This window comes from Dietzia psychralcaliphila (assembly GCF_003096095.1).
Classification (GTDB): Bacteria; Actinomycetota; Actinomycetes; order Mycobacteriales; family Mycobacteriaceae; genus Dietzia; species Dietzia psychralcaliphila.
This window is the reverse complement of record NZ_CP015453.1, coordinates 2,044,825-2,068,371: the sequence shown is the minus strand read 5'-3', so window position 1 is coordinate 2,068,371 and position 23,547 is coordinate 2,044,825. Positions and strand designations below refer to the sequence as shown.

26 protein-coding genes are annotated in these 23,547 nt (G+C 69.5%); 23 read left to right on the top strand and 3 right to left on the bottom strand.

Annotated elements, in window-relative coordinates; translation table 11 throughout:
• Positions 1–116 precede the first annotated feature (116 nt).
• From A6048_RS09485 to dprA, 15 genes are all read left to right on the top strand, one after another.
• Positions 117–1,412, top strand: coding sequence for an ammonium transporter (locus A6048_RS09485; protein ID WP_107747687.1), 1,296 nt, complete (start codon positions 117–119; stop codon positions 1,410–1,412).
• 28 nt (positions 1,413–1,440) lie between these two features.
• On the top strand, positions 1,441–1,779 hold the full coding sequence (locus A6048_RS09480) for a P-II family nitrogen regulator (RefSeq protein ID WP_107747418.1): 339 nt from the start codon (positions 1,441–1,443) through the stop codon (positions 1,777–1,779).
• 191 nt (positions 1,780–1,970) lie between these two features.
• Positions 1,971–4,346, top strand: coding sequence for a [protein-PII] uridylyltransferase (locus A6048_RS09475; RefSeq protein WP_146166353.1), 2,376 nt, complete (start codon positions 1,971–1,973; stop codon positions 4,344–4,346).
• Positions 4,347–4,410: 64 nt separating this feature from the next.
• The gene (gene ffh / locus A6048_RS09470) at positions 4,411–5,985 is read left to right on the top strand and encodes a signal recognition particle protein (RefSeq protein ID WP_107747420.1); all 1,575 of its coding nucleotides are present in this window, start codon (positions 4,411–4,413) and stop codon (positions 5,983–5,985) included.
• 212 nt (positions 5,986–6,197) lie between these two features.
• A complete protein-coding gene (gene rpsP / locus A6048_RS09465; protein WP_107747421.1) occupies positions 6,198–6,710 on the top strand; it encodes a 30S ribosomal protein S16 in 513 nt (170 codons plus the stop codon).
• A gap of 5 nt (positions 6,711–6,715) precedes the next feature.
• Positions 6,716–6,958, top strand: coding sequence for an RNA-binding protein (locus tag A6048_RS09460; protein WP_107747422.1), 243 nt, complete (start codon positions 6,716–6,718; stop codon positions 6,956–6,958).
• A gap of 35 nt (positions 6,959–6,993) precedes the next feature.
• A complete protein-coding gene (rimM, locus tag A6048_RS09455) occupies positions 6,994–7,527 on the top strand; it encodes a ribosome maturation factor RimM (protein WP_107747423.1) in 534 nt (177 codons plus the stop codon).
• Between the two features lie 32 nt (positions 7,528–7,559).
• Entirely contained in the window at positions 7,560–8,324 is a 765-nt protein-coding gene (gene trmD / locus A6048_RS09450) for a tRNA (guanosine(37)-N1)-methyltransferase TrmD (protein ID WP_107747688.1), read from the top strand.
• Between the two features lie 163 nt (positions 8,325–8,487).
• Positions 8,488–8,829 (top strand): 50S ribosomal protein L19, encoded by a 342-nt coding sequence (rplS, locus tag A6048_RS09445; protein ID WP_017836979.1) that lies wholly within the window; start codon positions 8,488–8,490, stop codon positions 8,827–8,829.
• Positions 8,830–8,966: 137 nt separating this feature from the next.
• Positions 8,967–9,686 (top strand): signal peptidase I, encoded by a 720-nt coding sequence (gene lepB, locus A6048_RS09440; protein ID WP_107747424.1) that lies wholly within the window; start codon positions 8,967–8,969, stop codon positions 9,684–9,686.
• Positions 9,683–10,360, top strand: a complete 678-nt coding sequence (locus A6048_RS09435) for a ribonuclease HII (RefSeq protein ID WP_107747425.1) — start codon at positions 9,683–9,685, stop codon at positions 10,358–10,360. Before lepB ends, A6048_RS09435 begins: the two co-directional genes overlap by 4 nt.
• Positions 10,357–10,662: a DUF2469 domain-containing protein gene (locus tag A6048_RS09430; protein ID WP_007632861.1), complete on the top strand. Its 306-nt coding sequence runs from the start codon at positions 10,357–10,359 to the stop codon at positions 10,660–10,662. Before A6048_RS09435 ends, A6048_RS09430 begins: the two co-directional genes overlap by 4 nt.
• A 145-nt stretch (positions 10,663–10,807) precedes the next feature.
• Positions 10,808–11,209, top strand: a complete 402-nt coding sequence (locus tag A6048_RS09425) for a YraN family protein (RefSeq protein ID WP_107747426.1) — start codon at positions 10,808–10,810, stop codon at positions 11,207–11,209.
• 1 nt (position 11,210) lies between these two features.
• Positions 11,211–12,728 (top strand): YifB family Mg chelatase-like AAA ATPase, encoded by a 1,518-nt coding sequence (locus A6048_RS09420; RefSeq protein ID WP_107747427.1) that lies wholly within the window; start codon positions 11,211–11,213, stop codon positions 12,726–12,728.
• Positions 12,728–13,930, top strand: coding sequence for a DNA-processing protein DprA (dprA, locus tag A6048_RS09415; protein ID WP_107747428.1), 1,203 nt, complete (start codon positions 12,728–12,730; stop codon positions 13,928–13,930). The genes A6048_RS09420 and dprA overlap by 1 nt, the downstream gene beginning before the upstream one ends.
• Positions 13,931–14,092: 162 nt before the next feature.
• Here the strand turns inward: dprA and A6048_RS09410 are convergent, their stop codons facing one another.
• Positions 14,093–15,094 (bottom strand): AraC family transcriptional regulator, encoded by a 1,002-nt coding sequence (locus A6048_RS09410; RefSeq protein ID WP_107747429.1) that lies wholly within the window; start codon positions 15,092–15,094, stop codon positions 14,093–14,095.
• A 123-nt stretch (positions 15,095–15,217) separates the two neighbouring features.
• On the opposite strand from A6048_RS09410, the gene A6048_RS09405 reads away from it, so the two are divergent.
• The 3 genes from A6048_RS09405 (at position 15,218) to A6048_RS09395 (ending at position 17,401) form a co-directional block, all read left to right on the top strand.
• Positions 15,218–15,859 carry an NAD(P)-dependent oxidoreductase gene (locus tag A6048_RS09405; RefSeq protein ID WP_159110153.1) on the top strand — a complete coding sequence of 214 codons (642 nt, stop codon included), beginning with the start codon at positions 15,218–15,220 and terminating at the stop codon, positions 15,857–15,859.
• 17 nt (positions 15,860–15,876) lie between these two features.
• On the top strand, positions 15,877–16,359 hold the full coding sequence (locus A6048_RS09400; RefSeq protein WP_107747431.1) for an anthrone oxygenase family protein: 483 nt from the start codon (positions 15,877–15,879) through the stop codon (positions 16,357–16,359).
• Positions 16,360–16,483: 124 nt separating this feature from the next.
• The gene (locus A6048_RS09395) at positions 16,484–17,401 is read left to right on the top strand and encodes a tyrosine recombinase XerC (protein ID WP_235027261.1); all 918 of its coding nucleotides are present in this window, start codon (positions 16,484–16,486) and stop codon (positions 17,399–17,401) included.
• A 21-nt stretch (positions 17,402–17,422) separates the two neighbouring features.
• Here the strand turns inward: A6048_RS09395 and A6048_RS09390 are convergent, their stop codons facing one another.
• Positions 17,423–17,950, bottom strand: a complete 528-nt coding sequence (locus A6048_RS09390) for a M23 family metallopeptidase (protein ID WP_253919161.1) — start codon at positions 17,948–17,950, stop codon at positions 17,423–17,425.
• A gap of 490 nt (positions 17,951–18,440) precedes the next feature.
• On the opposite strand from A6048_RS09390, the gene rpsB reads away from it, so the two are divergent.
• The 5 genes from rpsB to A6048_RS09365 all read left to right on the top strand — a co-directional run bounded on the left by rpsB (position 18,441) and on the right by A6048_RS09365 (position 22,906).
• Positions 18,441–19,376 carry a 30S ribosomal protein S2 gene (rpsB, locus tag A6048_RS09385; RefSeq protein ID WP_107747433.1) on the top strand — a complete coding sequence of 312 codons (936 nt, stop codon included), beginning with the start codon at positions 18,441–18,443 and terminating at the stop codon, positions 19,374–19,376.
• Positions 19,377–19,584: 208 nt separating this feature from the next.
• On the top strand, positions 19,585–20,409 hold the full coding sequence (gene tsf, locus A6048_RS09380; RefSeq protein ID WP_107747434.1) for a translation elongation factor Ts: 825 nt from the start codon (positions 19,585–19,587) through the stop codon (positions 20,407–20,409).
• Between the two features lie 237 nt (positions 20,410–20,646).
• Positions 20,647–21,372 (top strand): UMP kinase, encoded by a 726-nt coding sequence (gene pyrH / locus A6048_RS09375; protein WP_107747435.1) that lies wholly within the window; start codon positions 20,647–20,649, stop codon positions 21,370–21,372.
• 47 nt (positions 21,373–21,419) lie between these two features.
• Complete coding sequence (frr, locus tag A6048_RS09370) at positions 21,420–21,977, top strand: ribosome recycling factor (protein ID WP_107747436.1); 558 nt, start codon at positions 21,420–21,422, stop codon at positions 21,975–21,977.
• A gap of 50 nt (positions 21,978–22,027) precedes the next feature.
• A complete protein-coding gene (locus A6048_RS09365) occupies positions 22,028–22,906 on the top strand; it encodes a phosphatidate cytidylyltransferase (protein WP_107747437.1) in 879 nt (292 codons plus the stop codon).
• Positions 22,907–23,053: 147 nt separating this feature from the next.
• Here the strand turns inward: A6048_RS09365 and A6048_RS09360 are convergent, their stop codons facing one another.
• Positions 23,054–23,485: a LapA family protein gene (locus A6048_RS09360; RefSeq protein ID WP_107747438.1), complete on the bottom strand. Its 432-nt coding sequence runs from the start codon at positions 23,483–23,485 to the stop codon at positions 23,054–23,056.
• Positions 23,486–23,547 lie beyond the last annotated feature (62 nt).

Below are 23,547 nucleotides of genomic sequence, written 5' to 3'. Positions count from 1 at the left end.
AGTGAGTGACAAACGCTCACCATGGAGACGAGGAGGACCTCACCGTGAGAGGTGACAGTGTCTTGTTGCTCGCCCAGGAGGCGACGACGGAGATCAACGCGGGAGACACGGCCTGGATGCTCATGGCGGCATCCCTGGTCCTGCTCATGACGCCCGCACTGGCGTTGTTCTACGGCGGTATGACCCGCCAGAAGTCAGTGCTCAACATGATGATGATGTCCTTCAGCGCGATGGGCGTCGTCGGCGTCGTCTACGTGCTGTGGGGCTGGTCGATGTCCTACGGCACGCAGGACGTCCTCGGGTTGTTCGCCAATCCCTTCGAGATGTTCGGCCTCGCGGGTGTGATCGGCGACGCGGACAACTGGATGGTGTCGACCCTGGGCGCGTACCCGCAGGTCATCGACGTGGCCTTCCAGGTCACCTTCGCCATCATCACGGTGGCTCTCATCTCGGGTGCGATCGCCGAGCGCGTGAAGTTCGGCACCTGGCTGGTGTTCGTGGGCGTGTGGGTGACGCTGGCGTTCTTCCCGCTCGCCCACATGGTGTGGGGCGGCGGGCTGCTCTCGCACTCCGAGAACGGCCTCGCGTCCATGATCTTCGGCACCGTCGACGACGGTGACGGCGGTCTCACCGCGGCGGTCGGCCCGGTCGACTTCGCCGGCGGCACCGTGGTCCACATCAACGCCGGAATGGCCGCCCTGGTCCTCGTGCTCCTCATCGGCAAGCGCTACGACTTCGGACGCACCGCGTTCCGGCCCCACAGCCTCCCGCTCGTCATGCTCGGTGCCGGCCTCCTGTGGTTCGGCTGGTTCGGCTTCAACGCCGGCTCGGCGTTCGGCGCCAACGGCGCGGCCGGTCTCGCCTGGATCAACACCACCGTCGCCACCGCCGCAGCGATGCTCGGCTGGCTCCTCACTGAGCGCATCCGGGACGGCCACCCGACCAGCCTCGGTGCCGCCTCGGGCGTCGTCGCCGGCCTGGTCGCCATCACCCCGGCCGCCGGCTCGGTCCACCCGCTCGGCGCGATCGCCCTCGGTGCCGTGTCCGGTGCGCTGTGTGCGCTCGCCGTCGGACTCAAGCACCGTTTCGGCTACGACGACTCGCTCGACGTCGTGGGCGTCCACCTCGTGGCCGGCCTGTGGGGGACCATCGCCATCGGCCTCCTGGCCACCGGCACCTTCGGAACCGCCCCCGGCGTGTTCTACTCGGCAGAGGGCTGGAAGCTGCTCGTCGTCCAGATCGTGATCGCTCTCGCGGCGCTGGTCTTCACCGCCATCATGACCGCGATCGCGTACGTCATCTGCCGCCCGCTGGGTTGGCGCATCACCGAGGCGGACGAGCAGTCCGGTATCGACGGTGCCGAGCACGCGGAGTCCGCGTACGAGGCCTCCACCAACGCGCTCATCCGTTGAGCCGACAACTGCGAAAGGAACCCCAGACATGAAGCTGGTCACCGCGATCGTCAAGCCGTTCACGATCGATGACGTCAAGGCAGCACTCGAACAGGCGGGAATCCACGGACTCACCATCAGTGAGGTCCAGGGCTACGGCCGCCAGAAGGGTCACACCGAGGTCTATCGCGGCGCGGAGTACGCCGTGGACTTCGTACCCAAGATCCGGGTGGAGGTCGTCGTCGACGACGAGACCGCCGACACCGTGGTTCAACTGGTCGTGGACGCCGCACGAACCGGCAAGATCGGCGACGGAAAGGTGTGGGTGACTCCCGTCGAGAGCATCGTCCGGGTCCGCACGGGCGAGGCCGGCGACGCCGCGATCTGATCGATCACACCACGACGCGCGGTCGACCCGGAATCCCGGGTCGGCCGCGCTTCTCGGTGATTGCCCTTGCCTCTCCGCGCTTTTCGGGGCGCGTGCGCTGTCGTTCACAGAAGCGAAACACCTCAGCCGCTGCGAGGTGACACGGGGCGGACATTCTAGAGACATACTCATCATCGGAAAAGAGGGACGACGTGAGCGTGACGGCGGACGGCGAGCGTGCCATGGCGTTGCGGGACGGTCGCGAGCGGATCCTCTCCGCCACCGCGGGGGACCTTCCCGCGGCAGACCTGCGGGACGCGCTGTGCGAGTTGTACGAGATGGAGCTCGGACGGCTGGCCGAGGAGGCGGGGATCGGCCCGGGGTCCGGGTTCGCACTCGTGGCCTTCGGTGGGCTCGGCCGGCGGGAAGTGCTCCCGTACTCGGACCTCGACCTGGTGCTGGTCCACGAGAGACGTCCCGACCGTGACGTCGGTGAACTCGCGGACGCCATGTGGTACCCGCTGTGGGACTCGGGTGTGAGCCTGGACCACAGTGTGCGGACCGTCGACCAGTGCCTCGCGGTCGCGGCTGCGGACGTCTCGGTGGGGCTGAGCCTGTTGGACGCCCGGGTGATCGCCGGGGACGCCGACCTGGGAGCTCTCGTCGTCGACGGCGCTCGTCGCCAGTGGCGGGACCAGATCGCCTCCCGGTTCGACGACCTCGTGGCCGCCGCGGTGGCCCGGCGTCAACGGTCCGGGGTGATCGCGCACCGGAGTGAGCCCGACCTCAAGAACGGCGTGGGTGGGCTGCGCGATTCGCAGCTGGTCACAGCTCTCGCGGTCGCACACCTCAGCGACGGACGCCCGGTCGTCCCCGGTGGGCTGACGACCGCGCACCGGCTGGTCCTGGACGCGCGGACCGAGCTCCACCGGGTGAGCGGGCGGCCCCGGGAGGTGCTGCACGCGGAGTACGGAGACGATGTCGGCAACGCACTCGGGCTGGGTGATCGCTTCGATCTCGCGCGTTCACTCAGTGACGCATCCCGGACCATCGCGTTCACCGCTGACCAGGCCATCCGTGGGTCGTGCGCGTCCCTGTCCTCCCGTGGTCTCACCGGGTTGCTGCGCAGATCACCGGTCCGCCGACCGCTCGACGACGGCGTGGTGGAGCACGCCGGCGAGGTGGCACTCGCGAGGAACGCCCGGGTCACCGAGGACCCGTGGCTACCCCTACGGGTGGCGGCGGCGGCAGCCCGGTTCGGACTACCCGTGGCCAGCTCGACCCTCGGGGTGCTGGTGGAGCGTTCGCCGGCCCCCGAGGGCCGGTGGCCCGCCGAGGCGCTCTCGGACCTCCTGGTCCTACTCGGGTCGGGTGAAGCCCAGGTGCCGGTTCTCGAAGCCCTGGACCGGAGTGGACTGTGGGAGCGGATCCTGCCCGAGTGGTCGGGGGTGAGGGACCTGCCGGCCAGGGACCGGGCACACGTCTACACGGTCGATCGCCACCTGGTCCAGACCGCGGTGGAGGCATCCCGGTTGACCACCTCGGTCGCCCGGGCGGATCTGCTCCTGTTGTCGGCGCTGCTGCACGACCTGGGAAAGAGCCGCGAGGGGGACCACAGCGAGACGGGCGCCGAGATGGTCAGGCCGATCGTGCAACGCATGGGGCTCGGTCCCGCCGACGTCGACACCCTGGTCCGCATCGTCCTCCACCACCTGTTGCTCGCCTCGACCGCGACCAGACGCGATCCGTCGGATCCGGTGACGGCTGATTCGGTTCTGGCCACCCTCGAGGAGGACGCGACCGCGTTCGACGTGCTCGCCACGCTCACCGAGGCCGACTCGTTGGCCACCGGGCCGACGGTCTGGACACAGGGACGAGCCAGGGCCCACGAGATGCTGGTCGATGCGTGCCGGGCCCGGGTGGGTTCGCAGCCCGGCGCGGTGGAGGCTCCGGTCGTCGACGCCACGCGGCCGCACGGCCCGCCCGATGTCGTGGTGGACCTGCGCCCCGCCGGGACCGGGACCAACCATGAGGTCACCCTCGTGGTCCCCGGTTCGGGAAAGTCTCTCGCGGTGACGGCGGAGGTCCTCGCCGCGCACCGGTTGGAGATCATCGACGCGGAGATCGACCTGCGCCCGCCCGGTGGGGTTCGCGCGAGGATGACGGTGTCCACACGATTCGGCGACCCCGTCGACCCGAGGGTGCTCCGTCAGGATCTGCGTCGGGCGGTCGACTCCGGGGTGTCGGCGTCGCTGAGGGCCGCGCTCGCGCGCAACGCCTCACGCCTGATCGGCCCCCCGCAGGCCAGGTCGTCGGTACTGGTCAACCGACGAACGGATGCGGAGGGAATCCTGCTCGAGGTGCGGGCCGAGGACCGGCCGGGGCTGTTCGCCAAGGTCATCGCGTCGATCCTGGGGAAGGGGGCGAGAATCGACTGGGTGGTGGTGCGGACACGCGGCGCCGCGGTCGAGGACGTGTTCGCGCTGTCCGGCCCCGGAGCGGTGCTCAGCACGGCCACGGAGGTCGAGTCCCTGCTTCCCCGGCGCGATCCCGCGACGCCCGGCGTCGGGCGTGCCGATACCCTGTGAGCAGTCGTCGCCGACGACGCCGGGGCCTCCACGCTCCCGGCCCGCGAACCAGGGAGCTGTAGCCGTGTTCGATTCCTTGTCCGATCGCCTGGCAGGTGCGCTCAAGGACCTGCGCGGGAAGGGGCGGCTCAGCGACGCCGACATCGATGCGACGGCGCGCGAGATCCGCCTGGCGTTGCTCGAGGCGGATGTCGCACTGCCCGTCGTGCGTACCTTCATCTCCAGGGTCAAGGAGCGGGCCAAGGGATCTGAGGTGTCCGAGGCCCTCAACCCCGCGCAGCAGGTCGTCAAGATCGTCGACGCGGAGCTCACCGCGATCCTGGGTGGTGAGGCGCGACGCATCGAGTTCGCCAAGCAACCGCCCACGGTGATCATGCTCGCGGGTCTGCAGGGCGCGGGTAAGACCACGCTCGCCGGAAAACTCGCGCACTGGCTCAAGGGTCAGGGTCACACCCCGCTCCTCGTGGCGTGTGACCTCCAGCGACCGGGCGCGGTCGACCAGCTGCAGATCGTCGGCGAGCGCGCCGGCGTCCAGGTCTTCGCACCCCACCCCGGCACGTCGGTGGGTGGTGACGGAGCGGTCGTCGGAGTGCAGGAGCCGGTGGCCGTGGCCCAGCGGGGCCTCGCGCACGCCCGGGCCAAGATGCACGACGTCGTGATCGTCGACACCGCCGGCCGGCTGGGTATCGACGATGAGCTCATGGCCCAGGCCCGGGGAATCCGTGACGCGGTCCAACCGGACGAGACCTTCTTCGTCCTCGACGCGATGATCGGTCAGGACGCCGTGTTGACCGCGGAGGCCTTCCGCGAGGGAGTCGGCTTCACCGGCGTCGTCCTGACCAAGCTCGACGGCGATGCCCGTGGTGGTGCCGCGCTGAGCGTCCGCGAGCTCACCGGCACGCCGATCATGTTCGCGTCCAACGGTGAGAAGCTCGAGGACTTCGACGTCTTCCACCCCGATCGCATGTCGAGCCGGATCCTCGGCATGGGCGACGTGCTCTCGCTCATCGAGCAGGCCGAGACCGTCTTCGACGCCAAGGACGCGGAGAAGACGGCCGCCAAGATCGGCTCGGGGGAGCTCACACTCGAGGACTTCCTCGACCAGATGTTGATGATCCGGAAGATGGGCCCCATCGGCAATCTCCTGGGCATGCTCCCCGGGGGCAAGGAGATGAAGGCGGCCGTCGGCGATATCGACGAGAAGTACCTGGACCGCATCCAGGCGATCATCCGGGGGATGACGCCGGCGGAGCGGGCCGATCCCAAGATCATCAACGGATCCCGCCGCCAGCGCATCGCCAAGGGCTCCGGCGTCACCGTCACAGACGTCAATCAGTTGGTGGACCGGTTCTTCGAGGCCCGCAAGATGATGAGCCGGATGGCGGGGCAGATGGGTATGCCCGGAGCCGGGCGGAAGAACCAGCGCAAGGGCAAGAAGGGCAAGGGCAAGGGCCGTGGACCGACCCAGCCCAAGAACAGGGGCATGATGCCCGGCGGGATGCCGGGATTGCCCCCGGGGATGCCGGGTATGCCCGCAGGTGGGATGCCGGATCTGTCGCAGATGCCACCCGGGCTCGACCAGTTGCCGCCGGGACTCGAGGGAATCGATCTGAACGACCTGAAGTTCCCCAAGCGCTGACCGGACGGGTTCGGGACACGCCGATTGGTACCGGGGGCGGCGGGGCGTTTACACTGGTGCGCTGGACGCCGTCACCGGTGGGTCCCTCCGCTCTGGTCGCGGACGGGTGCCCGCGCCGAACGGCGGTCACCCGGAAGGCGAAACCGGGCCCCGCAACACGTGCGGGAGTCGCTGAATCGCCACGTGACCCGTAACAGGAAGAGAGACGCCACATGGCCGTCAAGATCAAGCTCACCCGCCTCGGCAAGATCCGCAACCCGCAGTACCGCGTGGTCGTGGCCGACGCCCGCACCCGTCGCGACGGGCGCTCCATCGAGACCATCGGCCTCTACCGCCCCAAGGAGGAGCCGAGCTTCATCCAGATCGACTCCGAGCGCGCGCAGTACTGGCTCGGTGTGGGCGCGCTTCCCACCGAGGCCGTCGAGGCCCTGCTCAAGATCACCGGTGACTGGCAGAAGTTCAAGGGCCTCGAGGGCGCAGAGGGCACCCTCAGGGTCGCCGAGCCCAAGCCCAGCAAGCTGGAGCTGTTCAACAAGGCGCTCGAGGAGGCCCAGGGCGAGCCGTCCGCCGAGGCCATCACCACCAAGCGCAAGGCTGAGAAGGCCAAGAAGGCCGACGAGGCCAAGAAGGCTGAGGATGACGCCAAGAAGGCCGCCGCAGCCGAGGCCGCCGAGGGCGACTCCGCCGAGGCCGGGTCGGCTGACGCCGAGACCACCGAGGCCTGAGACAGATGAGTGACATGGTCGTCGACGCCGTCGACCATCTCGTCCGCGGCATCGTGTCGGATCCCGATGCGGTCTCCGTCCGGTCGAGCGGAGGTCGGCGCGGCACCGTGATCCGCGTGACCGTGTCGCCCGATGATCTCGGACGCGTCATCGGCCGTGGCGGCCGTACCGCCTCCGCGATCCGGACGATCGTCGCCGCCGTCGGCGGGCCGGACGTCCGGGTCGACGTGGTCGACACAGACCGCTAGTCCCACTCGGATCTCACCCGTACCGGAAGGACATCATGGAGCTCGTCGTGGGCCGCGTCGTCAAGTCCCACGGGGTCCGCGGCGAACTCGTGGTGGACGTTCGGACCGACTCCCCCCGAGATCGTTTCGGGGTGGGCACGCGTCTGACCGGCCGCACCGGCAAGGGGAACAACGTCACGGACCGTGAAGTCACCATAGAGGCCGCCCGGGACCATTCCGGGCGGCTTCTCGTGCGTCTGGCCGGCGTGGCCGACCGGGATTCGGCCGACGCGTTGCGTGGGATGCTCCTGCTGGTCGACTCCGATGCACTGCCGGAGACGGATGATCCGGACGAGTTCCACGACCACCAACTGGTGGGGCTGCGGGTTCTCGACACCGGGGGAGCGGAGCTCGGTGAGGTCACCGAGGTCGTGCACACAGCGGGTGGGGAGCTGCTCGCCGTCCGGCTCTCGGACGGGGCCGACGCGCTGGTGCCCTTCGTCTCCCGGATCGTGCCCGAGATCGACCTCGACTCCGGCACGTGCGTCATCGACCCACCGGAGGGGCTGCTCGATCTGGGGACCTCGTGACGGGTCCGCTCGAGGTGGCCGACGCCCCGCGGATGCGGCTCGACGTCGTCACCGTCTTCCCCGACTATCTCGCCCCGCTCCGCCTGGCGCTGCCCGGCCGGGCGATCGATCGGGGCATTCTGGATCTGGCGGTCCACGACCTCCGGGCGTGGGCCCGCGATGTGCACAAGTCCGTCGACGACACGCCGTTCGGTGGGGGACCCGGCATGGTGATGCGACCGACCGTCTGGGGAGATGCCCTCGACGATCTGGTGCGGCCGGCCGTCGACGAGTCGGGGGAGCGGCCCCTGCTCATCGTGCCCACCCCTGCGGGTCGGCCCTTCACCCAGACCGACGCCCACCGCTACGCCCGGCGTGGACACCTGCTGTTCGCGTGCGGTCGCTATGAGGGAATCGATCAGCGGGTGATCGACGAGGCCTCCACGCGGATGGATGTGGAGGAGGTGAGCATCGGCGACTACGTGCTCATCGGAGGGGAGGTGGCCGTGCTGGTGATCGCGGAAGCCGTCGTCAGACTCCTACCAGGAGTCCTGGGTAACCAGCGCAGCCACGAGGAGGACTCCTTCTCGGACGGGCTGCTCGAGGGGCCCAGCTACACCCGGCCCGAGGTGTGGCGGGATCGGCCGGTTCCCGAGGTGCTCAGGAGTGGTAACCACGCGAAGATCGCGCGGTGGCGGCGGGACGAGTCACTACGCCGCACGGCGCGCCGCCGACCCGATCTGCTCGACGGTGCGGACCTCCGTCCGGCGGACCTCGATATACTGGACTCCGCCGGGTGGACGCCGAGCTCCCACTGATTTGGGCCGGGCAGGCCGGGAGTGGCACACTAGCGAGGTTGATCATCCGGGCGCTCCGTGCGCCCGCGGACGGTCGCGCTGATCCGGGGCACGAACCGGTCGACCCGCCTGACGGCGGGCGCCAGGGTCCTCTGTCCTCAATTCCTGACATCCGAGGAACACAATGAACACTCTCGACTTCATCGACAACAAGTCACTCCGTGACGACATCCCCGCGTTCCGTCCGGGCGACACGCTCGACGTGCACGTCAAGGTCATCGAGGGCTCCAAGGAGCGCGTCCAGGTCTTCAAGGGCGTCGTGATCCGTCGCCAGGGCGGCGGCGTCCGCGAGACCTTCACCGTCCGCAAGGTCTCCTTCGGAGTCGGCGTCGAGCGCACCTTCCCGGTGCACTCGCCCACCATCGACCACATCGACGTCCTGACCCGCGGTGACGTCCGTCGCGCCAAGCTGTACTACCTCCGCAACCTCCGCGGCAAGGCCGCGAAGATCAAGGAGAAGCGCTGAGCGCGTAGAGCGGGTCGGACTCGGCCGCCGGGTACGGTGGCCGATCGACTACGCTCGTCCGGGTGAGCAGCACCGAAACACCTGGACAGAACCCCTCCGAGCCGGGCCCCCGAGAAGACGGGGACCCGGCTCGAGGCATGCGTGGAGGTCGACGCGACAGGCGGGCCACCGAGAAGAAGGGCCAGCCCTGGTACATCGAGATCCCCATGCTGGTGGTGATCGCGCTGGTGCTGGTCTTCGTGTTCCAGACCTTCGTCGGACGGGTCTATCAGATCCCGTCGGAATCGATGGAGCCCACGTTGCACGGATGTGCCGGTTGCACGGGCGACAGGATCTTCGTGGACAAGATCTCGTACCGGTTCGGCGATCCGAAGCCCGGGGACGTCGTCGTGTTCGAGGGACCGGACTCCTGGAACCAGGGCTACCAGTCCATCCGGTCGGACAACCCGGCGATCCGGACTCTGCAGAACATCGGTGGGGTCATCGGCATCATTCCGCCGGACCAGAACGACATGGTCAAGCGCGTCATCGCCGTAGGTGGTCAGACCGTGGGTGGGTGCTCACCGGACGGCCGGCTCCTGGTGGACGGCGAGCCCCTGGACGAGCCGTACCTCAACGTGGATCCCTCCCTCGATCGCAATCCGCTCAACTGCGCGTTCGGACCGGTCACCGTTCCGGAGGGCAACTACTGGATGATGGGTGACAACCGGAGCAACTCCGCCGACTCCCGCTACCACATGGGCGACGAGTTCCAGGGCACGGTCCCCGACGAGAACGTCATCGGCAAGGTGCAGGCCATCATCCTCCCGTTCAACCGGATCGGGTCCGTGCCCTCGCCGGATATCAACGCGGGGTGAGCCCTGTCCGACCGGGCCGGGTCCGGGTGACCCGACGTGACGGAAGGCTGGCACTCGAGGCGGCCCTGGGACGGCGCGGTCTCGGGCCGGTCGCCGGGGTTGACGAGGCCGGACGCGGGTCGTGCGCGGGACCGCTCGTGGTGGCTGCGTGCGTACTCGGGGACCGTCTCGCTCCGGAACTCGCCGACCTCGACGACTCCAAGAAGCTGTCGCAGCCCACCAGGGAACGACTCCACGACGCCGTGCTGCGTCGTGCGGCCGCCGTGTCGGTCGTGGTGATCGAGCCCGATCGCATTGACGCGCGGGGCGTCCACCGGTGCAACCTCGAGGGGATGCGGCGCGCGGTGGCCGCTCTGGACCCGGCACCCGGTTTCGTCCTCACCGACGGGTTCGCCGTGGACGGGCTCGGATGCCAGTCCACGTCGGTGATCGGGGGCGACGCGGTCGTCGCATCCATCGCCGCCGCGAGTGTCCTCGCAAAGGTCACCCGCGATCGGATTATGGTGGACCTCGACCCGAGGTACCCGGGCTACGGGTTCGCGGCACACAAGGGGTACAGCACCGCGGGTCACGCCAGGGCGATCGAACAGCTCGGTCCCAGCGACATCCACCGGATGTCGTACGCCAACGTCCGTCGCGCCGCTCAGGCGCATTCGAGGAGCAGCACTAGATGAGCGCCGAGGATCTGGAGAACTACGAGACCGAGATGGAGCTCTCGCTTTACCGCGAGTACCGCGACATCGTCGGTCAGTTCACCTACGTCGTCGAGACGGAGCGGCGCTTCTATCTCGCCAACGCAGTAGAACTGATCCCGAGGTCTGCGGACGGTGAGGTCTACTTCGATGTCCGGATGTCGGACGCATGGGTGTGGGACATGTATCGACCTGCCCGTTTCGTGAAGTACGTTCGCGTCCTGACCTTCAAGGACGTCAACATCGAGGAGCTCGACAAACCCGAACTCCGCCTCCCGGAATAGATCTCGACGGCTGGTCCTCCACAGCCCGCCGCGCCTCCACAGGGCGCTCCCGGCCCGATCCGTGTCCAGCGGATCGGGCCGCTGTCGTCGGGCATGGTGAGCCGCGGCGGCCCGGACGAGCCGGGCTGCCGGGGAGGGGCTCGCGATGGCGGGGGACAGGGCGGGATCGGTCAACGGCGCGGACGGGGGTGACATGCGCCGGCGGACCGGGGCGATCGGGGAGGCACACGCCGCGAGGCTGATCGAGGCGCGTGGGGGCGTGGTGATCAGCCGGAACTGGCGGAGCCGGACCGGGGAACTCGACCTGGTCGCCCTCGACACCGGTGGCCGGTTGCGGTTCGTGGAGGTCCGCACGCGGACCGGGACCGGGTTCGGGACGCCGGCCGAGTCGGTGACGGTGACCAAGCGACACCGTCTGCGCACGTTGGCGCGGGAGTGGCTGGCCGCGCATCCCGGTTCGTGGCACCAGGTCTGCTTCGACGTGATCGGCGTGGACCTCGCGGACCCCTCCCGACCGCGACTCGAAATCTTCGAGGACGTGTTCTGAGATGGCGCTCGGACGTACGTGGGCGGTTGCCCTGTCCGGGATCGGGGGCCAGCTGGTCGAGGTCGAGGCGGATGTCGGCAGGGGCCTGCCAGGGGTGAGCATCGTGGGGATGCCGGACTCCGCGGTGTTGCAGTCGCGCGACCGGATGCGGGCTGCGGTGACCAACTCCGGGTTGACCTGGCCCCCCGGGAAGGTCGTCCTGTCCCTGTCCCCGGCCGATCTGCGCAAAGAGGGCGCGGGATTCGATCTGGCGTTGGCGACGGGGACCCTCACCGCTTCGGGCGTGTTGCCGGACGCGCGGTTCGCGGGCACCCTCCTGCTCGGGGAGCTCGCCCTGGATGGAAGGGTCCGCAGCGTCCGCGGGGTGCTCCCGGCGGTCCTCGCCGCCCGGGACGCCGGATTGACGCGGGCCATCGTCCCGACCGCCAACCTCACCGAGGCTCGGCTGGTCCGTGGGATCGACTCGGCGGGGGTCGACTCGTTGGCGATGCTGGCGGACTGGAGCCGCGGCGTGGGCGACCTGGTCGCGCTCGCCCCACCCGTGCGCCGGACCGTGCAGGACGACACCCATGATCTGTCGGAGGTGCACGGGCAGGAGGACTGTCGACGAGCGGTGGAGGTGGCCGCAGCCGGTGGACACGCTCTCCTGCTGCGCGGCGCACCGGGAACCGGCAAGACGATGCTCGCGCGGCGGCTACCGGGGCTGCTTCCCGACCTGGCGGAGCGCGAGGCACTCGAAGCCACGGCGATCCGTTCGGTGACGGGGCGACTGGCCCCCGATGATCCCCTGCTGAGCCGGCCACCGTTCGTCGCGCCTCACCACTCTGCGTCGCTCGCGTCCCTCGTCGGCGGCGGCACCCGGCGCGCCCGGCCCGGTGCGGTGACCTTCGCACACCAGGGAGTGCTCTTCCTGGACGAGTGCGCAGAGTTCCACGGCCGCGTCTTGGACGGACTGCGGACCCCGCTGGAGGAGGGGGAGGTGAGGGTGGGACGGAGCGAGGGTCTGTCCGTCTTCCCCGCCCGGTTCCAACTGGTCATGGCAGCCAACGATTGCCCGTGTGGGGTCCCGCGCCCGGCGGACTGCACGTGCACTGCCGTCGCGAGGCGTCGGTACGGCAGGGCCCTCACCGGCCCGCTACGCGATCGCATCGACATCTCGGCCCGGACGCTGCCGATGGGCTCGGGCCTGTTCGGGGTGGGAGAGGGGGAGGAGAGCGCGGTCGTGCGGTCCAGGGTGGCTGAGGCGAGAGCGGCTGCGGCCCAGAGGTGGGCCGGATGCCCCGGGGCCGGGAACGCTCGGAGCAACGCCGTCGTCCCGGGACGCGTGCTCCGCGACTCCGGGCGCCTCGACCGTGGTGCGCGGAACCCCCTGGACCGGGCATTGGCACACGGGCTGCTGTCGCCACGAGGGGTGGACCGGTGTCTGCGTCTGGCGTGGACGCTGGCGGACCTGGACGGCGCGGAATCCCCTGGTGGGTCCCACGTGGCCGAGGCACTGGTGCTCAGGGGTGAGGACTGATGTCGGATCGGGGCGAGGACACGCTGGTCCCCGACCCGGTTCGGGCGGCCTACGCCTACCTCGGGGCGGTCACCGAGCGGCCGACGGCGCAGCTGTGGGACCTCGTGGACGCCGTCGGCGCGGTCGAGGCCGCCCACCGGATCCGGGCCGGACAGGTCGGCGACGCGCTCGTCTCGCAGACGGAGGCCCGGCGCTCCCGGGTGCGTCCCGACGACCTACTCGGTGAGGCGGCCGAGGTAGGTGCGAGACTGCTCGTCCCGGGTGACCCGGGGTGGCCGGCGGCGGCGCTCGATCCGCTGGACCGGCCGCGCCGTCGCCGCGGGAGCGGCCGGGGTGCGGTGGAGACGGCGCTTCGACCGCTGGGACTGTGGTGGCGCGGCCCGGCGGACCCCACGACGGTCGTGCACCGGTCAGTGGCCGTGGTGGGAACCCGCGCGCCAACCCCCTACGGGCGGGCCGTGACCGCAGACGTGACCTCGGGAGTAGCCGCCGAGGGGTTCACCGTGGTCTCCGGCGGCGCGTTCGGAATCGACGCGGCGGCCCACCGGGCCGTCCTCGGCGCCGGTGGCACCACGATCGCCGTGCTCGCCGGAGGTGTGGATCGTCTGTATCCCAGAGGCAACGAAGGACTGCTGTCCGCGGTCGCCGAGTCCGGGGCGGTGGTCTCGGATCAACCCCCGGGGACCGGGGTCACGAGGTATCGCTTTCTCGACCGGAACAGACTCATCGCCGCCCTCTCTCGGGCGACGGTGGTGGTGGAGGCGGCCGCCCGGAGCGGGGCCCTGAGCACCGCCGCCTGGGCGACGGTGCTCGACCGACCGGTCGGGGCGGTGCCGGGACCGGTGACGTCAGTCGCGTCCACCGGGTGCCACCTCCTCGTCCGGGACGGTCGAGCGGTCCTGGTCGGGCGCACCGCCGACGTCGTTGAACTGGCGGGGGACATGGGCGAGACCACGCCGCCGCCAACAGGGCACGCGTCCTCGTGGGACGACCTCGACGACGTGACCCGGCGGGTTCTCGAGGCACTGCCCACAACGGGTGGCGCGGTCCCCGCGGAGGTCGCGGCGTCGGCGGGGGTCCCACCGTCGACGGCGCGGGCGGTCCTGGGCCGCCTGCTGGTCGACGGCGCGGTGCTCCGCGGCCCCTCGGGGTGGCGCCGGTCGGGTCACACGGGCAGGCAGCTCACATTGCCTGTCGACTGATCATGGCCGCGGGCCTCCGGTCGGTTCCTTGTGCAGCTCACTGCGCCGGCTCGGTCAGCGTCGCCGGCCCGGCGGGACCCGGACGACGATGCTCCCGCGACACCATTCACGGGACCGGGCGTCACCCCGGTGGTGCGCCGGGACGACGCACGGGACCGGGAGCTACCCCGGTGGTGCGCCGGAACGACGCACGGAACCGGGCGTCACCCCGGTGGTACGGCGGAACGCACGACGGAATGCGACCTCGGAGTCGTACCCCGACCGCCGCGCGACCGAACTGGTGGTGGCGCCTGCCGCGAGCTGGGCACGGGCGAGCCGCATGCGGTAGTTGGTGGCCCACCTGATCGGCGTATCACCAGTGACCTCACCGAACAGCACCGCGAACGCCGATCTCGACATCCCTGCCACCCGTGCCAGGGCGGCCACGTCCCAGTGGACCTCCGGCCGGTCGTGGATCGCAGCGATCGCCGCGGCCACCCGGGGCTCCCGCAGCGCCGACCACCAACCGTGACCGGGCGGCGCATCGAGTACAACGTGGCGGAACGCCCTCAGCGCCAGCGCATCGACGAGATGTGATGTCACATCGGTCCACCCCGGTGCGGCGGCATCCGCCTCCTCCAGGATGAGGTCGGCGAGCAGGGCGACGCGTTGGCGATCAACAGCCGAGCGGGACGGCACCACCACGAGCGGGTCGATCGTCGCCGGTAGCGGAGGCGCAGCCGGGTGCTCCACCGTGAGGGCTCCACAGATGGCATGGACCCCGAGCGGACCGGATCCCAGTTCGAGGCGCTCGACGATGCCACCGAGCGAGCGGCGGGGGGCCGACTCGAGCAGCACCGTCTCACCGGGACCGGTGGAGATCGCGTGGCCCGCACCGTGGGGCAACAGCGCGACCTCGCCCGGTTCCAACCGGGTGGTGGTGCCGTCGACAGTCACCGAGCATCGCCCTTCGATGACCGCGTGGAACATGACCGTCCCCGGCATCCGTGGAAGCAGGAGCGTCACCCCCGCAGTCATCCGGGTGTCGCAGTGGAAGATCCCTCGCGACCGCAGTTCGCTCGTCAGGCGCGAAACGGAGTCGGCGGTGGTGGCGTCGGCGGCGGTGTGGACGGTGGTGGCGTGGACGGACGAACCCGGGCCACGCGCGCCTGGACGAATGGTCATGGTTTTAGTCCTTCAGGACATAGTCGGTCCGTACTCCTGCAGTCAATGATGGTCACACGAGCACGACATCGGACAAGACCCGGCTACGGCCGAGCCCGCCGGGTCACGAAACTTGGAGCAGGCATGAACACAGTCGGGGTCATCGGGGCAACGGGGCGAGTGGGCGGGATCGTGATGGAACGCCTCCTCGAGCGAGGGGCGGGAGTAGTCGCCATCAGCCGGCGGCAGGTGGATCGCGAAGGAGTAGACAGCCGGATCGCGGACGCAATGGACCCGTGCGCCCTCGGCCGCTCTCTGGAGGGAGTCGATGCCGTGGTCGTGGCCCTGGGGATCTCGGAGAATCCGGTGACGGTTCGTCTGCGGGGGGCGAGGGGTACCGCCGACGACGTCCGGTCGCGCGGGACGGCCACCACCGTGGCGGCGATGGAGGGCCACGGGATCGACCGCCTGGTCGTGTTGTCGACCTACGGCATCGGTGACTCCGCTGCGGGACTGAGTCCTTCCATGAGGCTCGTCGTCGCCGGGCTCCTCGGACCCCAGTTCCGCGATCACGAGAAGCAGGAGCAGATCGTGCGGCGCGCCCCGCTGGACTGGACGATCGCCCGACCGGTCAACCTCGTGGATGGCCCCCGGTCGGCTGTGTACGCCGATACCGGGATGCGGACGGTCTCCATGAAGGTTGGTGCAGAGCAGGTGGGCGGCGCCCTCGCGGACTGGGCCCTCGACGGCCCCTACCTGCGCGAGACCGTCGCGCTGTCCAGCTGAGGGTGGGTCGGGCGACAATGGTCTGCACGGTGTTCCTCCTCGCCGCGACATACGGCTCGGCGCTGATGATGGGGTTCTTCGCCACCTGGAGCGTGGCCGTCCTCCCCGGGCTCGACGCCACTGGGGCGCAGGCCGCGGTCAGGGTGATGACGTCCGTCAACCAGACGGTGCTGACCCCCGCGTTCGCGACCGTGTTCTTCGGGACGCCCCTCGCGCTCGTTCTCGCGTCGGTCGCGAGCGCTGCCGAGGGTGCGTGGGTGGTGACGGCCGCGTGCACAGCGGCCCTGTTCCTCTACGGACTGGGAGTGGTCGGCGTGACGACCACCGTCAACGTCCCTCTCAATGACGCGCTCTCGCGAGCTCACGGTGACGACCCGGAAGCTGCCTGGCTGCGCTTCGCCACCCGCTGGAGGCCGTGGAACCACGTCCGGGCCGTCTCGGCCACCGCCGCGTTCTCGCTCTGCCTGGTGGCGTGGCACCCCATTGCCCTGTCCGGTTGAGGTGCGAGCACGCCGCCCTGCACGGTTGAGGTGCGAGCACTTGATCTCCCTGTGTCGGCAGTGAAGAGTGTGACGCATGGTAACGAGGGGGGGTGGCGAGCCCGAACGGGTTCTGCCCGGTCCACTGGCGGACGTCGTGGCCGACTGGGCGGAACACCTCGCCAGTTCACGTGGGCGTTCGGGCGCCACCCGCCGCGCGTACGCCTCGGACGTCCGGCAATTGCTCCTATTCCTGCGAGATCAGGGTGTTCCCCTCGGTACCGCCGCCGACCTCGACCCGGCCCTGACCCTCCCCGCACTGCGCAGTTGGCTGGGTTCGCTCGTCACCGGCGGAGCGGCGCGATCGACGGTCTCCCGCCGAGTCGCCTCGGTACGCTCGTTCAGCACCTGGGCCCACCGGGCAGGCCTCCTCGGCCGGGACGTGGCCGCCAGACTCGAGGCACCACGTGCACAACGCCATCTGCCCGAGGTCCTCGACGCCGTGCAGGCTGCCGAGACAATGCGGACCACAGAGCTCGGGGCGGCCGAGGGCGACCCGATCGCGCTACGCGATCGTCTGGTGATGGAGTTGCTCTACTCGTGCGGCATCCGCGTGGCCGAGCTGTGCGGATTGGACATGGACGATGTCGACACCGAGAGACGACTCCTCCGCGTGATCGGCAAGGGGGACAGGGAGCGCGCGGTCCCCTACGGTGTGCCGGCCGAGCGGGCGCTGCGTGACTGGCTCGACGGAGGTCGACCCGCCCTGACCACATCGTCGTCGGGACCGGCCCTGATCCTGGGGGCGCGCGGAGGCAGGCTGGATCCACGCACCGCCCGACGGGTGGTCAACGAGGTCACCGACGCCACGCCCGGTTCCCCGCGGGTCTCGCCCCACGCACTGCGTCACAGCTCGGCCACTCACCTGCTCGAGGGGGGCGCGGATCTACGCCACGTCCAGGAACTCCTGGGTCACTCCACCCCGGCGACCACTCAGATCTATACGCACGTCTCGGCAGAACGACTCCGTGCCGCCTATCGGGGCGCCCACCCCAGAGCCTGACGTGGAGAGTCTGAGGAAGGCTCAGCCGAACCCGTCACCGGGACGGGTGGGCTTGAGGCGGATCGGTCTGTCATGGACGGACAACATGCTGAGCGGATCTATGTAGTCGTCGTCGCCCGATGGCCCACCCGAGGCGAGACGCGCGCCCCAGTGCAGGCAGGAGGCCACGGGACACCCCGCGTGGCCGGCGAGCAGGTGCCCCACCGCGTCCCCGGTGGCGACACTGTCCCCGGTGCGCACGGAGGCCCGCACCGGTTCGTAGGTCGTGCGGAGACCCGCGCCGTGGTCGATCGAGAGCACCGGACGGCCGCCGACAGCGCCTGCGAACACCACCGTGCCGTCGGCGGGCGCGCGGATCGTCGTCAGTGGGGCCGCCGCAAGGTCCACCCCCCGGTGGCCCGCCAGCCAGGGTTCGACTGGAGGGTCGAACGCGGTCACCGCCGACACCGGGCCGGGGAGCGGCCCCCGGAGATCTCGGCGCGGAGGGTCAGGGCTGGCGGCGGCGGTAGGGACCACGAGGAGGATCGCGATCATCGCGGCGGCCACCATCGCGGCCAGAACTGCGGTTGCCGCTGTGACCACCCCGGCGATCACCGACGGACACCTACCGGCTGTCACTGTGGGCGTGGTCAGGGTTCCCATGACTCGAGTACACCCGGCAGCGTGAGGGGAGAGCGGGCCGAGTGACCAGGTTGTGCATGGGGTCGACGACCATCCACAGGGACGAGAGGGCTACCGATCGCGTGTTGGACGATGGGCTCAAGAGGGTTATGATTGCCGATGCGGTCGACTGACGTCGATTGACTTCGCGTGTCCTGCGACTCCCACGGGAGGAGCATCCGGACCCGGGGCGAACAGCCCCGGCTCCACCGGACACCGGACCCGTAGGTGCCCCTGTTCGTTCGGGGTTCGGTCCGGTGCGGACACCAGGGCCCGAGACCAACCGGTTCACGGGCGTAACCCGATACACACCAGAAAGCGAGGACGAGGGCCTCGCGGTTCGGCTGCTTCCAAGCCGGACGAGCCCCTCAAATCTTCCATGGCAGTTATCTCCATGAAGCAGCTGCTCGACGCGGGCGCTCACTTCGGTCACCAGACCCGTCGCTGGAACCCGAAAATGCGGCGGTTCATCTTCACCGACCGCAACGGCATCTACATCATCGACCTGCAGCAGACGCTCACGTACATCGACCAGGCGTACGAGTTCGTCAAGGAGACCGTCGCCCACGGTGGCACGGTCCTGTTCGTCGGCACCAAGAAGCAGGCCCAGGAGGCCATCGCCGAAGAGGCCGCCAAGGTCGGGATGCCCTACGTCAACCAGCGATGGTTGGGCGGCATGCTCACCAACTTCCAGACCGTTCACCAGCGTCTCATCCGCCTCAAGGAGCTCGAGGCGATGGAGCAGTCGGGTGGATTCGAGGGACGCACCAAGAAGGAGATTCTCATGCTCACGCGTGAGATGACCAAGCTGGCGCGCACGCTCGGTGGTATGCGTGACATGACCAAGGTGCCGTCCGTGGTGTGGATCGTCGACACCAACAAGGAGCACATCGCGGTCGGCGAGGCGCGCAAGCTCAACATCCCGGTCGTCGCCCTGCTCGACACCAACTGTGATCCCGACCTCGTGGACTACCCGATCCCGGCCAACGACGACGCGATCCGCTCGGTCAGCGTGCTGACCCGGGTCATCGCCTCCGCCGTCGCCGAGGGTCTCAAGGCCCGTTCGCAGGCGGGGAAGGCCACCGGCGAGGAGGCCGAGCCGCTCGCCGAGTGGGAGGCCGAGCAGCTCGACCAGGTGACCGGCGAGACCGCGGCGCCCGAGGCCGAGAAGGCAGCCGAGGCGCCCGCCGCCGACGCCACCGAGACCGAGGCGCCCGCGGCCGAGGCCGCTGCGACGGAGGCCCCCGCGGCCGAGTCCACCGAAGCCGAGCCGGCTGCGACGGAGGCCCCCGCGGCCGAGTCCACCGAGGCCTGATTCGGTACCACCAGCTCGAGCACCGTCGGGCCCGGCCGCCCACGATCCCCAGCGGGGATCCCCCGGGGGGCCGGGCCCGACGTGTCGGCGAAGGTGGGCGAGGAGTCCCCCGGCGCCGAGGCGTCTAGGGTGGAGTCGATCGCGCCCGCCGGCCGACGTCAACAACTTCCGACACACCACGAACTCTTTTTAGGAGGGTCGCCCCACCATGGCGAACTACACCGCTGCCGACGTCAAGCGTCTGCGTGAGCTCACCGGCTCCGGGATGATGGACTGCAAGAAGGCACTCGAGGAGACCGACGGCGACTTCGACAAGGCCGTCGAGGTCCTGCGAATCAAGGGTGCCAAGGACGTGGGCAAGCGTGCTGAGCGCACCACCGCCGAGGGCCTGGTCGCCGTCAAGGACGGCGTCATGATCGAGATGAACTCCGAGACCGACTTCGTCGCGAAGAGCGCCGAGTTCATCGCTCTCGCCGACAAGATCGTCGACGTCGCCGCATCCCAGGGGATCTCCGACCTCGACGCGCTCAACGCCGCCGAGCTCGACGGGTCGACGGTCGCCGACGCGGTCGTCTCGTTCTCCGCCAAGTCGGGCGAGAAGCTGGTCCTGCGCCGCGTGGGCAAGCTCGACGGCCCCGTCGCCGTGTACCTCCACAAGCGGTCCTCCGATCTGCCGCCGGCGGTCGGCGTGATGGTGGCCTACGAGGGCGAGGGTGAGTCGGCCGAGGCCGCCGCGCGCTCGGCCGCCATGCAGATCGCCGCGCTCAAGGCGCAGTACGTCTCGCGTGACGAGGTGCCCGCCGAGGTCGTGGCCAAGGAGCGCGAGATCGCCGAGGCCACCGCCCGCGAGGAGGGCAAGCCCGAGCAGGCGCTCGTCAAGATCGTCGAGGGTCGTCTCAACGGCTTCTACAAGGACGTCGTCCTGCTGGACCAGCCTTCGGTCACCGACAGCAAGAAGACGGTCGGCGCACTGCTCGCCGAAGCCGGCGCCACGGTGTCCGCCTTCCTTCGTTTCGAGGTCGGCCAGGCCTGATCCGGCCCGGTACCCGCTGCGGCGGGCACTACTGCGACGGCGGCACCCGGACTCCCGGGTGCCGCCGTCGACGTCTGTCCGACCGGTCCCGTGTGCAACGCGCGGGCTGCGGTGTGACAGCGGAGGCGATAGGGCAGAATAGACGAGGTCCCACCATGGGCCGCACGGCTCCTCGACGACGGTGTCGGGGGCGTTGACGCACGAGACGGGCGTGATCCGTCCGGGACGAGGAGAGCGATGACCGACCCGCGGGACGGCTACAAGCGTGTGATGCTCAAGCTGGGCGGAGAGATGTTCGGTGGGGGCGGCGTGGGGATCGACCCCGATGTGGTCCAGTCGGTCGCCAGGCAGATCGCCGAGGTGTCCCGCACGGGAGCTCAGATCGCGATCGTCATCGGCGGCGGAAACTTCTTCCGCGGCGCCCAGTTGCAGCAGCGAGGCCTCGACCGTGCCCGCAGCGACTACATGGGCATGCTCGGCACCGTCATGAACTGCCTCGCGCTGCAGGACTTCCTCGAGCAGGAGGGCGTGTCCACCCGTGTCCAGACGGCCATCCACATGGGCCAGGTCGCGGAACCGTACATCCCCCTGCGGGCCGAGCGGCATCTGGAGAAGGGGCGCGTGGTGATCTTCGGCGCCGGGATGGGAATGCCCTACTTCTCGACCGACACCACCGCAGCCCAGCGTGCGCTCGAGATCAAGGCGGAGGTGCTGTTGATGGCCAAGGCCGTCGACGGGATCTACTCCGACGACCCACGAACCAACCCCGACGCCGAACTGTTCGCACGGATCGAGCACCGCGAGTGCCTGGAACGGGGACTGAAGGTCGCCGACACGACCGCGTTCAGCCTCTGCATGGACAACAAGATGCCGATCCTGGTCTTCAACCTCCTCACCGAGGGCAACATCGCGCGCGCCGTCGCCGGTGAGGAGATCGGGACACTTGTCAGCAGCCCGGCCTGACCGCAGGATCCGCGAACTTCAGTCAAGTAGAGAACGGAAGGCAACACATGATCGACGACACACTGCTCGAGGCCGAGGAGAAGATGGAGAAGGCCGTCGAGCACGTCCGTGACGAGCTCGCCGCCATCCGTACCGGTCGCGCCAACCCCGGCATGTTCAACCGGGTGCTCTGTGAGTACTACGGCAGTCTGACCCCCATCACCCAGATGGCGAGTATCGCGGTGCCCGAGCCCCGGATGCTCATCATCAAGCCTTACGAGATGTCGCAGATCGGCCCGATCGAGAACGCCATCCGCAACTCCGATCTCGGAGTCAACCCGACGAACGACGGCCAGGTTCTGCGCGTCACGGTCCCTCAGCTCACCGAGGAACGCCGCCGCGACCTGGTCAAGCAGGCCAAGTCGAAGGCCGAGGACGGGCGCATCGCGCTCCGAGGTGTCCGGCGCAAGGCGATGGACGAGCTCAAGCGCATCGACAAGGACGGTGAGGCGGGCGAGGACGAGGTCAACGCCGCCGAGAAGGAGCTCGACAAGCTCACCCATCGGTTCGTTGCCGATGTGGACGAGCTCGTCAAGGCCAAGGAAGGTGAACTGATGGAGGTCTGACCTCCCCTCTGCCGCTGCCGACCCACCCACCGAGACTCGAGGAGAATGCCGTGGACACCGCCCCGCCCGGTCCACCCGGGCCCACAGCCGCGGCCGCGGCTCCGCCGTCGCGGGCGGGCAGGGATCTGACCCGGGCCATCCCCGTGGGCGTCGGACTCGGCGCGCTGGTCATCGCGAGTATCGCGTTCAACCCCAGGGCCTGGTACCTGGTCGCCGCCGGTGCGGTGGCCATCGGAACCTGGGAGGTGTTCAAGCGGCTGCGGCAGGCTCAGTTCCGACTCCCGCTCATCCCTCTGCTCCTGGGCGGCCAGGCGATGGTCTGGGCCGGGTTCTTCGCCGAGGCCAAGGGCGCCTTCGCGGCGTTCGCCGCCACCACCGTCCTGGTCCTGGTCTGGCGCCTGCTGATGGCGGGCCTGACCACAGCACCGGAGAACTATCTGCGGGACGTCTCGGTCGCACTGTTCGTCCTGGTGTGGATCGCGGTCCCGGGCTCTCTCGGGGCGATGCTCGCCGATGGTGACTTCGGGGCACAACGTGTCGTCGCCCTGATCCTGTTGGTCGTGTGTTCCGACGTCGGCGGTTACATCACCGGTGTGTTGTTCGGCAAACATCCGATGGCGCCCGCCGTGAGCCCCAAGAAGTCCTGGGAAGGATTCGCCGGGTCGATGCTGTTCGCCATCGTCGGCGGTGCGCTGGTGGTGGTGCTTCTGTTCGACGACAACTTCCTCAAGGGCGTCCTGCTCGGCGTCCTCACGGTCCTCACCGCGACACTGGGCGACCTGATCGAGTCCCAGGTCAAGCGGGATCTCGGCATCAAGGACATGGGCACTCTGCTGCCGGGCCACGGCGGCTTCATGGACCGCCTCGACTCCGTCCTGCCCACGGCCGTGGTGGTGTGGATCATCTTCACCTACGTCGTCCCGACCTGACCGCACTGAGCAGCGCCCCTAGGAAGAACCCGTCGGAAGAATTCGTCGGAGGAACTCCTCCGCAGAACTCCTCGAACGAGGTCGCCACCAGAGTTCAGAGTCAGAGCTCCCGGTCAGAGCTCCTGACCGGGCCGGCGGCGGGTCCGCTCAGTGCTGGCGGGCGTTGATCTTGCGCGCCTTCCGTGCCCGCATGCGTAGCTGGAGGATGCGGAAACCCGCGAACAGCGCCATGATCAGCGCTCCCGCGATGGCGGCGAACAGGATCAGGACCCCCAGCGGGAGGCTGAATTCCAGGCCGAGGTAGCGGACGTCGGTCGAGGTGGTGTTCTGGGCGACGAAGATCAGCAGGAGGATCGTCACGAGCGCGCCCAGGACCAGCCCGATCCACGCTGACCCGAGCTTGCCGGCCGTCACATCGGGTAGTTCGGCGTCATGGCCCCTCCCGTGGTCCCGGGAACCCTCGTCGGGGACCGTCGCGGGGGCGGCCGCGTGGGTGTCCTCGAGCGGGGCGATCTCGGCCGACCCCGGAGCGGAATCGGTTCGGGAGGGCTCTACGGGATCGTGTGAACGCGTGGGCATGTGTGGACTCTATTCCCTCCCACCGGCCGACGGCATCCGCTGGCGGTGTGTCGTGCCGACTG

Bases quoted from the DNA above. Each gene is read 5' to 3' on its own strand.
- A6048_RS09485 (WP_107747687.1), top strand. From the start codon at position 117: ATGCTCATGGCGGCATCCCTGGTCCTGCTCATGACGCCCGCACTGGCG.
- A6048_RS09480 (WP_107747418.1), top strand. From the start codon at position 1,441: ATGAAGCTGGTCACCGCGATCGTCAAGCCGTTCACGATCGATGACGTC.
- rpsP (WP_107747421.1), top strand. From the start codon at position 6,198: ATGGCCGTCAAGATCAAGCTCACCCGCCTCGGCAAGATCCGCAACCCG.
- A6048_RS09460 (WP_107747422.1), top strand. From the start codon at position 6,716: ATGAGTGACATGGTCGTCGACGCCGTCGACCATCTCGTCCGCGGCATC.
- rimM (WP_107747423.1), top strand. From the start codon at position 6,994: ATGGAGCTCGTCGTGGGCCGCGTCGTCAAGTCCCACGGGGTCCGCGGC.
- trmD (WP_107747688.1), top strand. From the start codon at position 7,560: ATGCGGCTCGACGTCGTCACCGTCTTCCCCGACTATCTCGCCCCGCTC.
- rplS (WP_017836979.1), top strand. From the start codon at position 8,488: ATGAACACTCTCGACTTCATCGACAACAAGTCACTCCGTGACGACATC.
- lepB (WP_107747424.1), top strand. From the start codon at position 8,967: ATGCGTGGAGGTCGACGCGACAGGCGGGCCACCGAGAAGAAGGGCCAG.
- A6048_RS09430 (WP_007632861.1), top strand. From the start codon at position 10,357: ATGAGCGCCGAGGATCTGGAGAACTACGAGACCGAGATGGAGCTCTCG.
- A6048_RS09425 (WP_107747426.1), top strand. From the start codon at position 10,808: ATGGCGGGGGACAGGGCGGGATCGGTCAACGGCGCGGACGGGGGTGAC.
- A6048_RS09420 (WP_107747427.1), top strand. From the start codon at position 11,211: ATGGCGCTCGGACGTACGTGGGCGGTTGCCCTGTCCGGGATCGGGGGC.
- dprA (WP_107747428.1), top strand. From the start codon at position 12,728: ATGTCGGATCGGGGCGAGGACACGCTGGTCCCCGACCCGGTTCGGGCG.
- A6048_RS09410 (WP_107747429.1), bottom strand. From the start codon at position 15,094: ATGACCATTCGTCCAGGCGCGCGTGGCCCGGGTTCGTCCGTCCACGCC.
- A6048_RS09405 (WP_159110153.1), top strand. From the start codon at position 15,218: ATGAACACAGTCGGGGTCATCGGGGCAACGGGGCGAGTGGGCGGGATC.
- A6048_RS09400 (WP_107747431.1), top strand. From the start codon at position 15,877: ATGGTCTGCACGGTGTTCCTCCTCGCCGCGACATACGGCTCGGCGCTG.
- A6048_RS09390 (WP_253919161.1), bottom strand. From the start codon at position 17,950: ATGGTGGCCGCCGCGATGATCGCGATCCTCCTCGTGGTCCCTACCGCC.
- rpsB (WP_107747433.1), top strand. From the start codon at position 18,441: ATGGCAGTTATCTCCATGAAGCAGCTGCTCGACGCGGGCGCTCACTTC.
- tsf (WP_107747434.1), top strand. From the start codon at position 19,585: ATGGCGAACTACACCGCTGCCGACGTCAAGCGTCTGCGTGAGCTCACC.
- pyrH (WP_107747435.1), top strand. From the start codon at position 20,647: ATGACCGACCCGCGGGACGGCTACAAGCGTGTGATGCTCAAGCTGGGC.
- frr (WP_107747436.1), top strand. From the start codon at position 21,420: ATGATCGACGACACACTGCTCGAGGCCGAGGAGAAGATGGAGAAGGCC.
- A6048_RS09360 (WP_107747438.1), bottom strand. From the start codon at position 23,485: ATGCCCACGCGTTCACACGATCCCGTAGAGCCCTCCCGAACCGATTCC.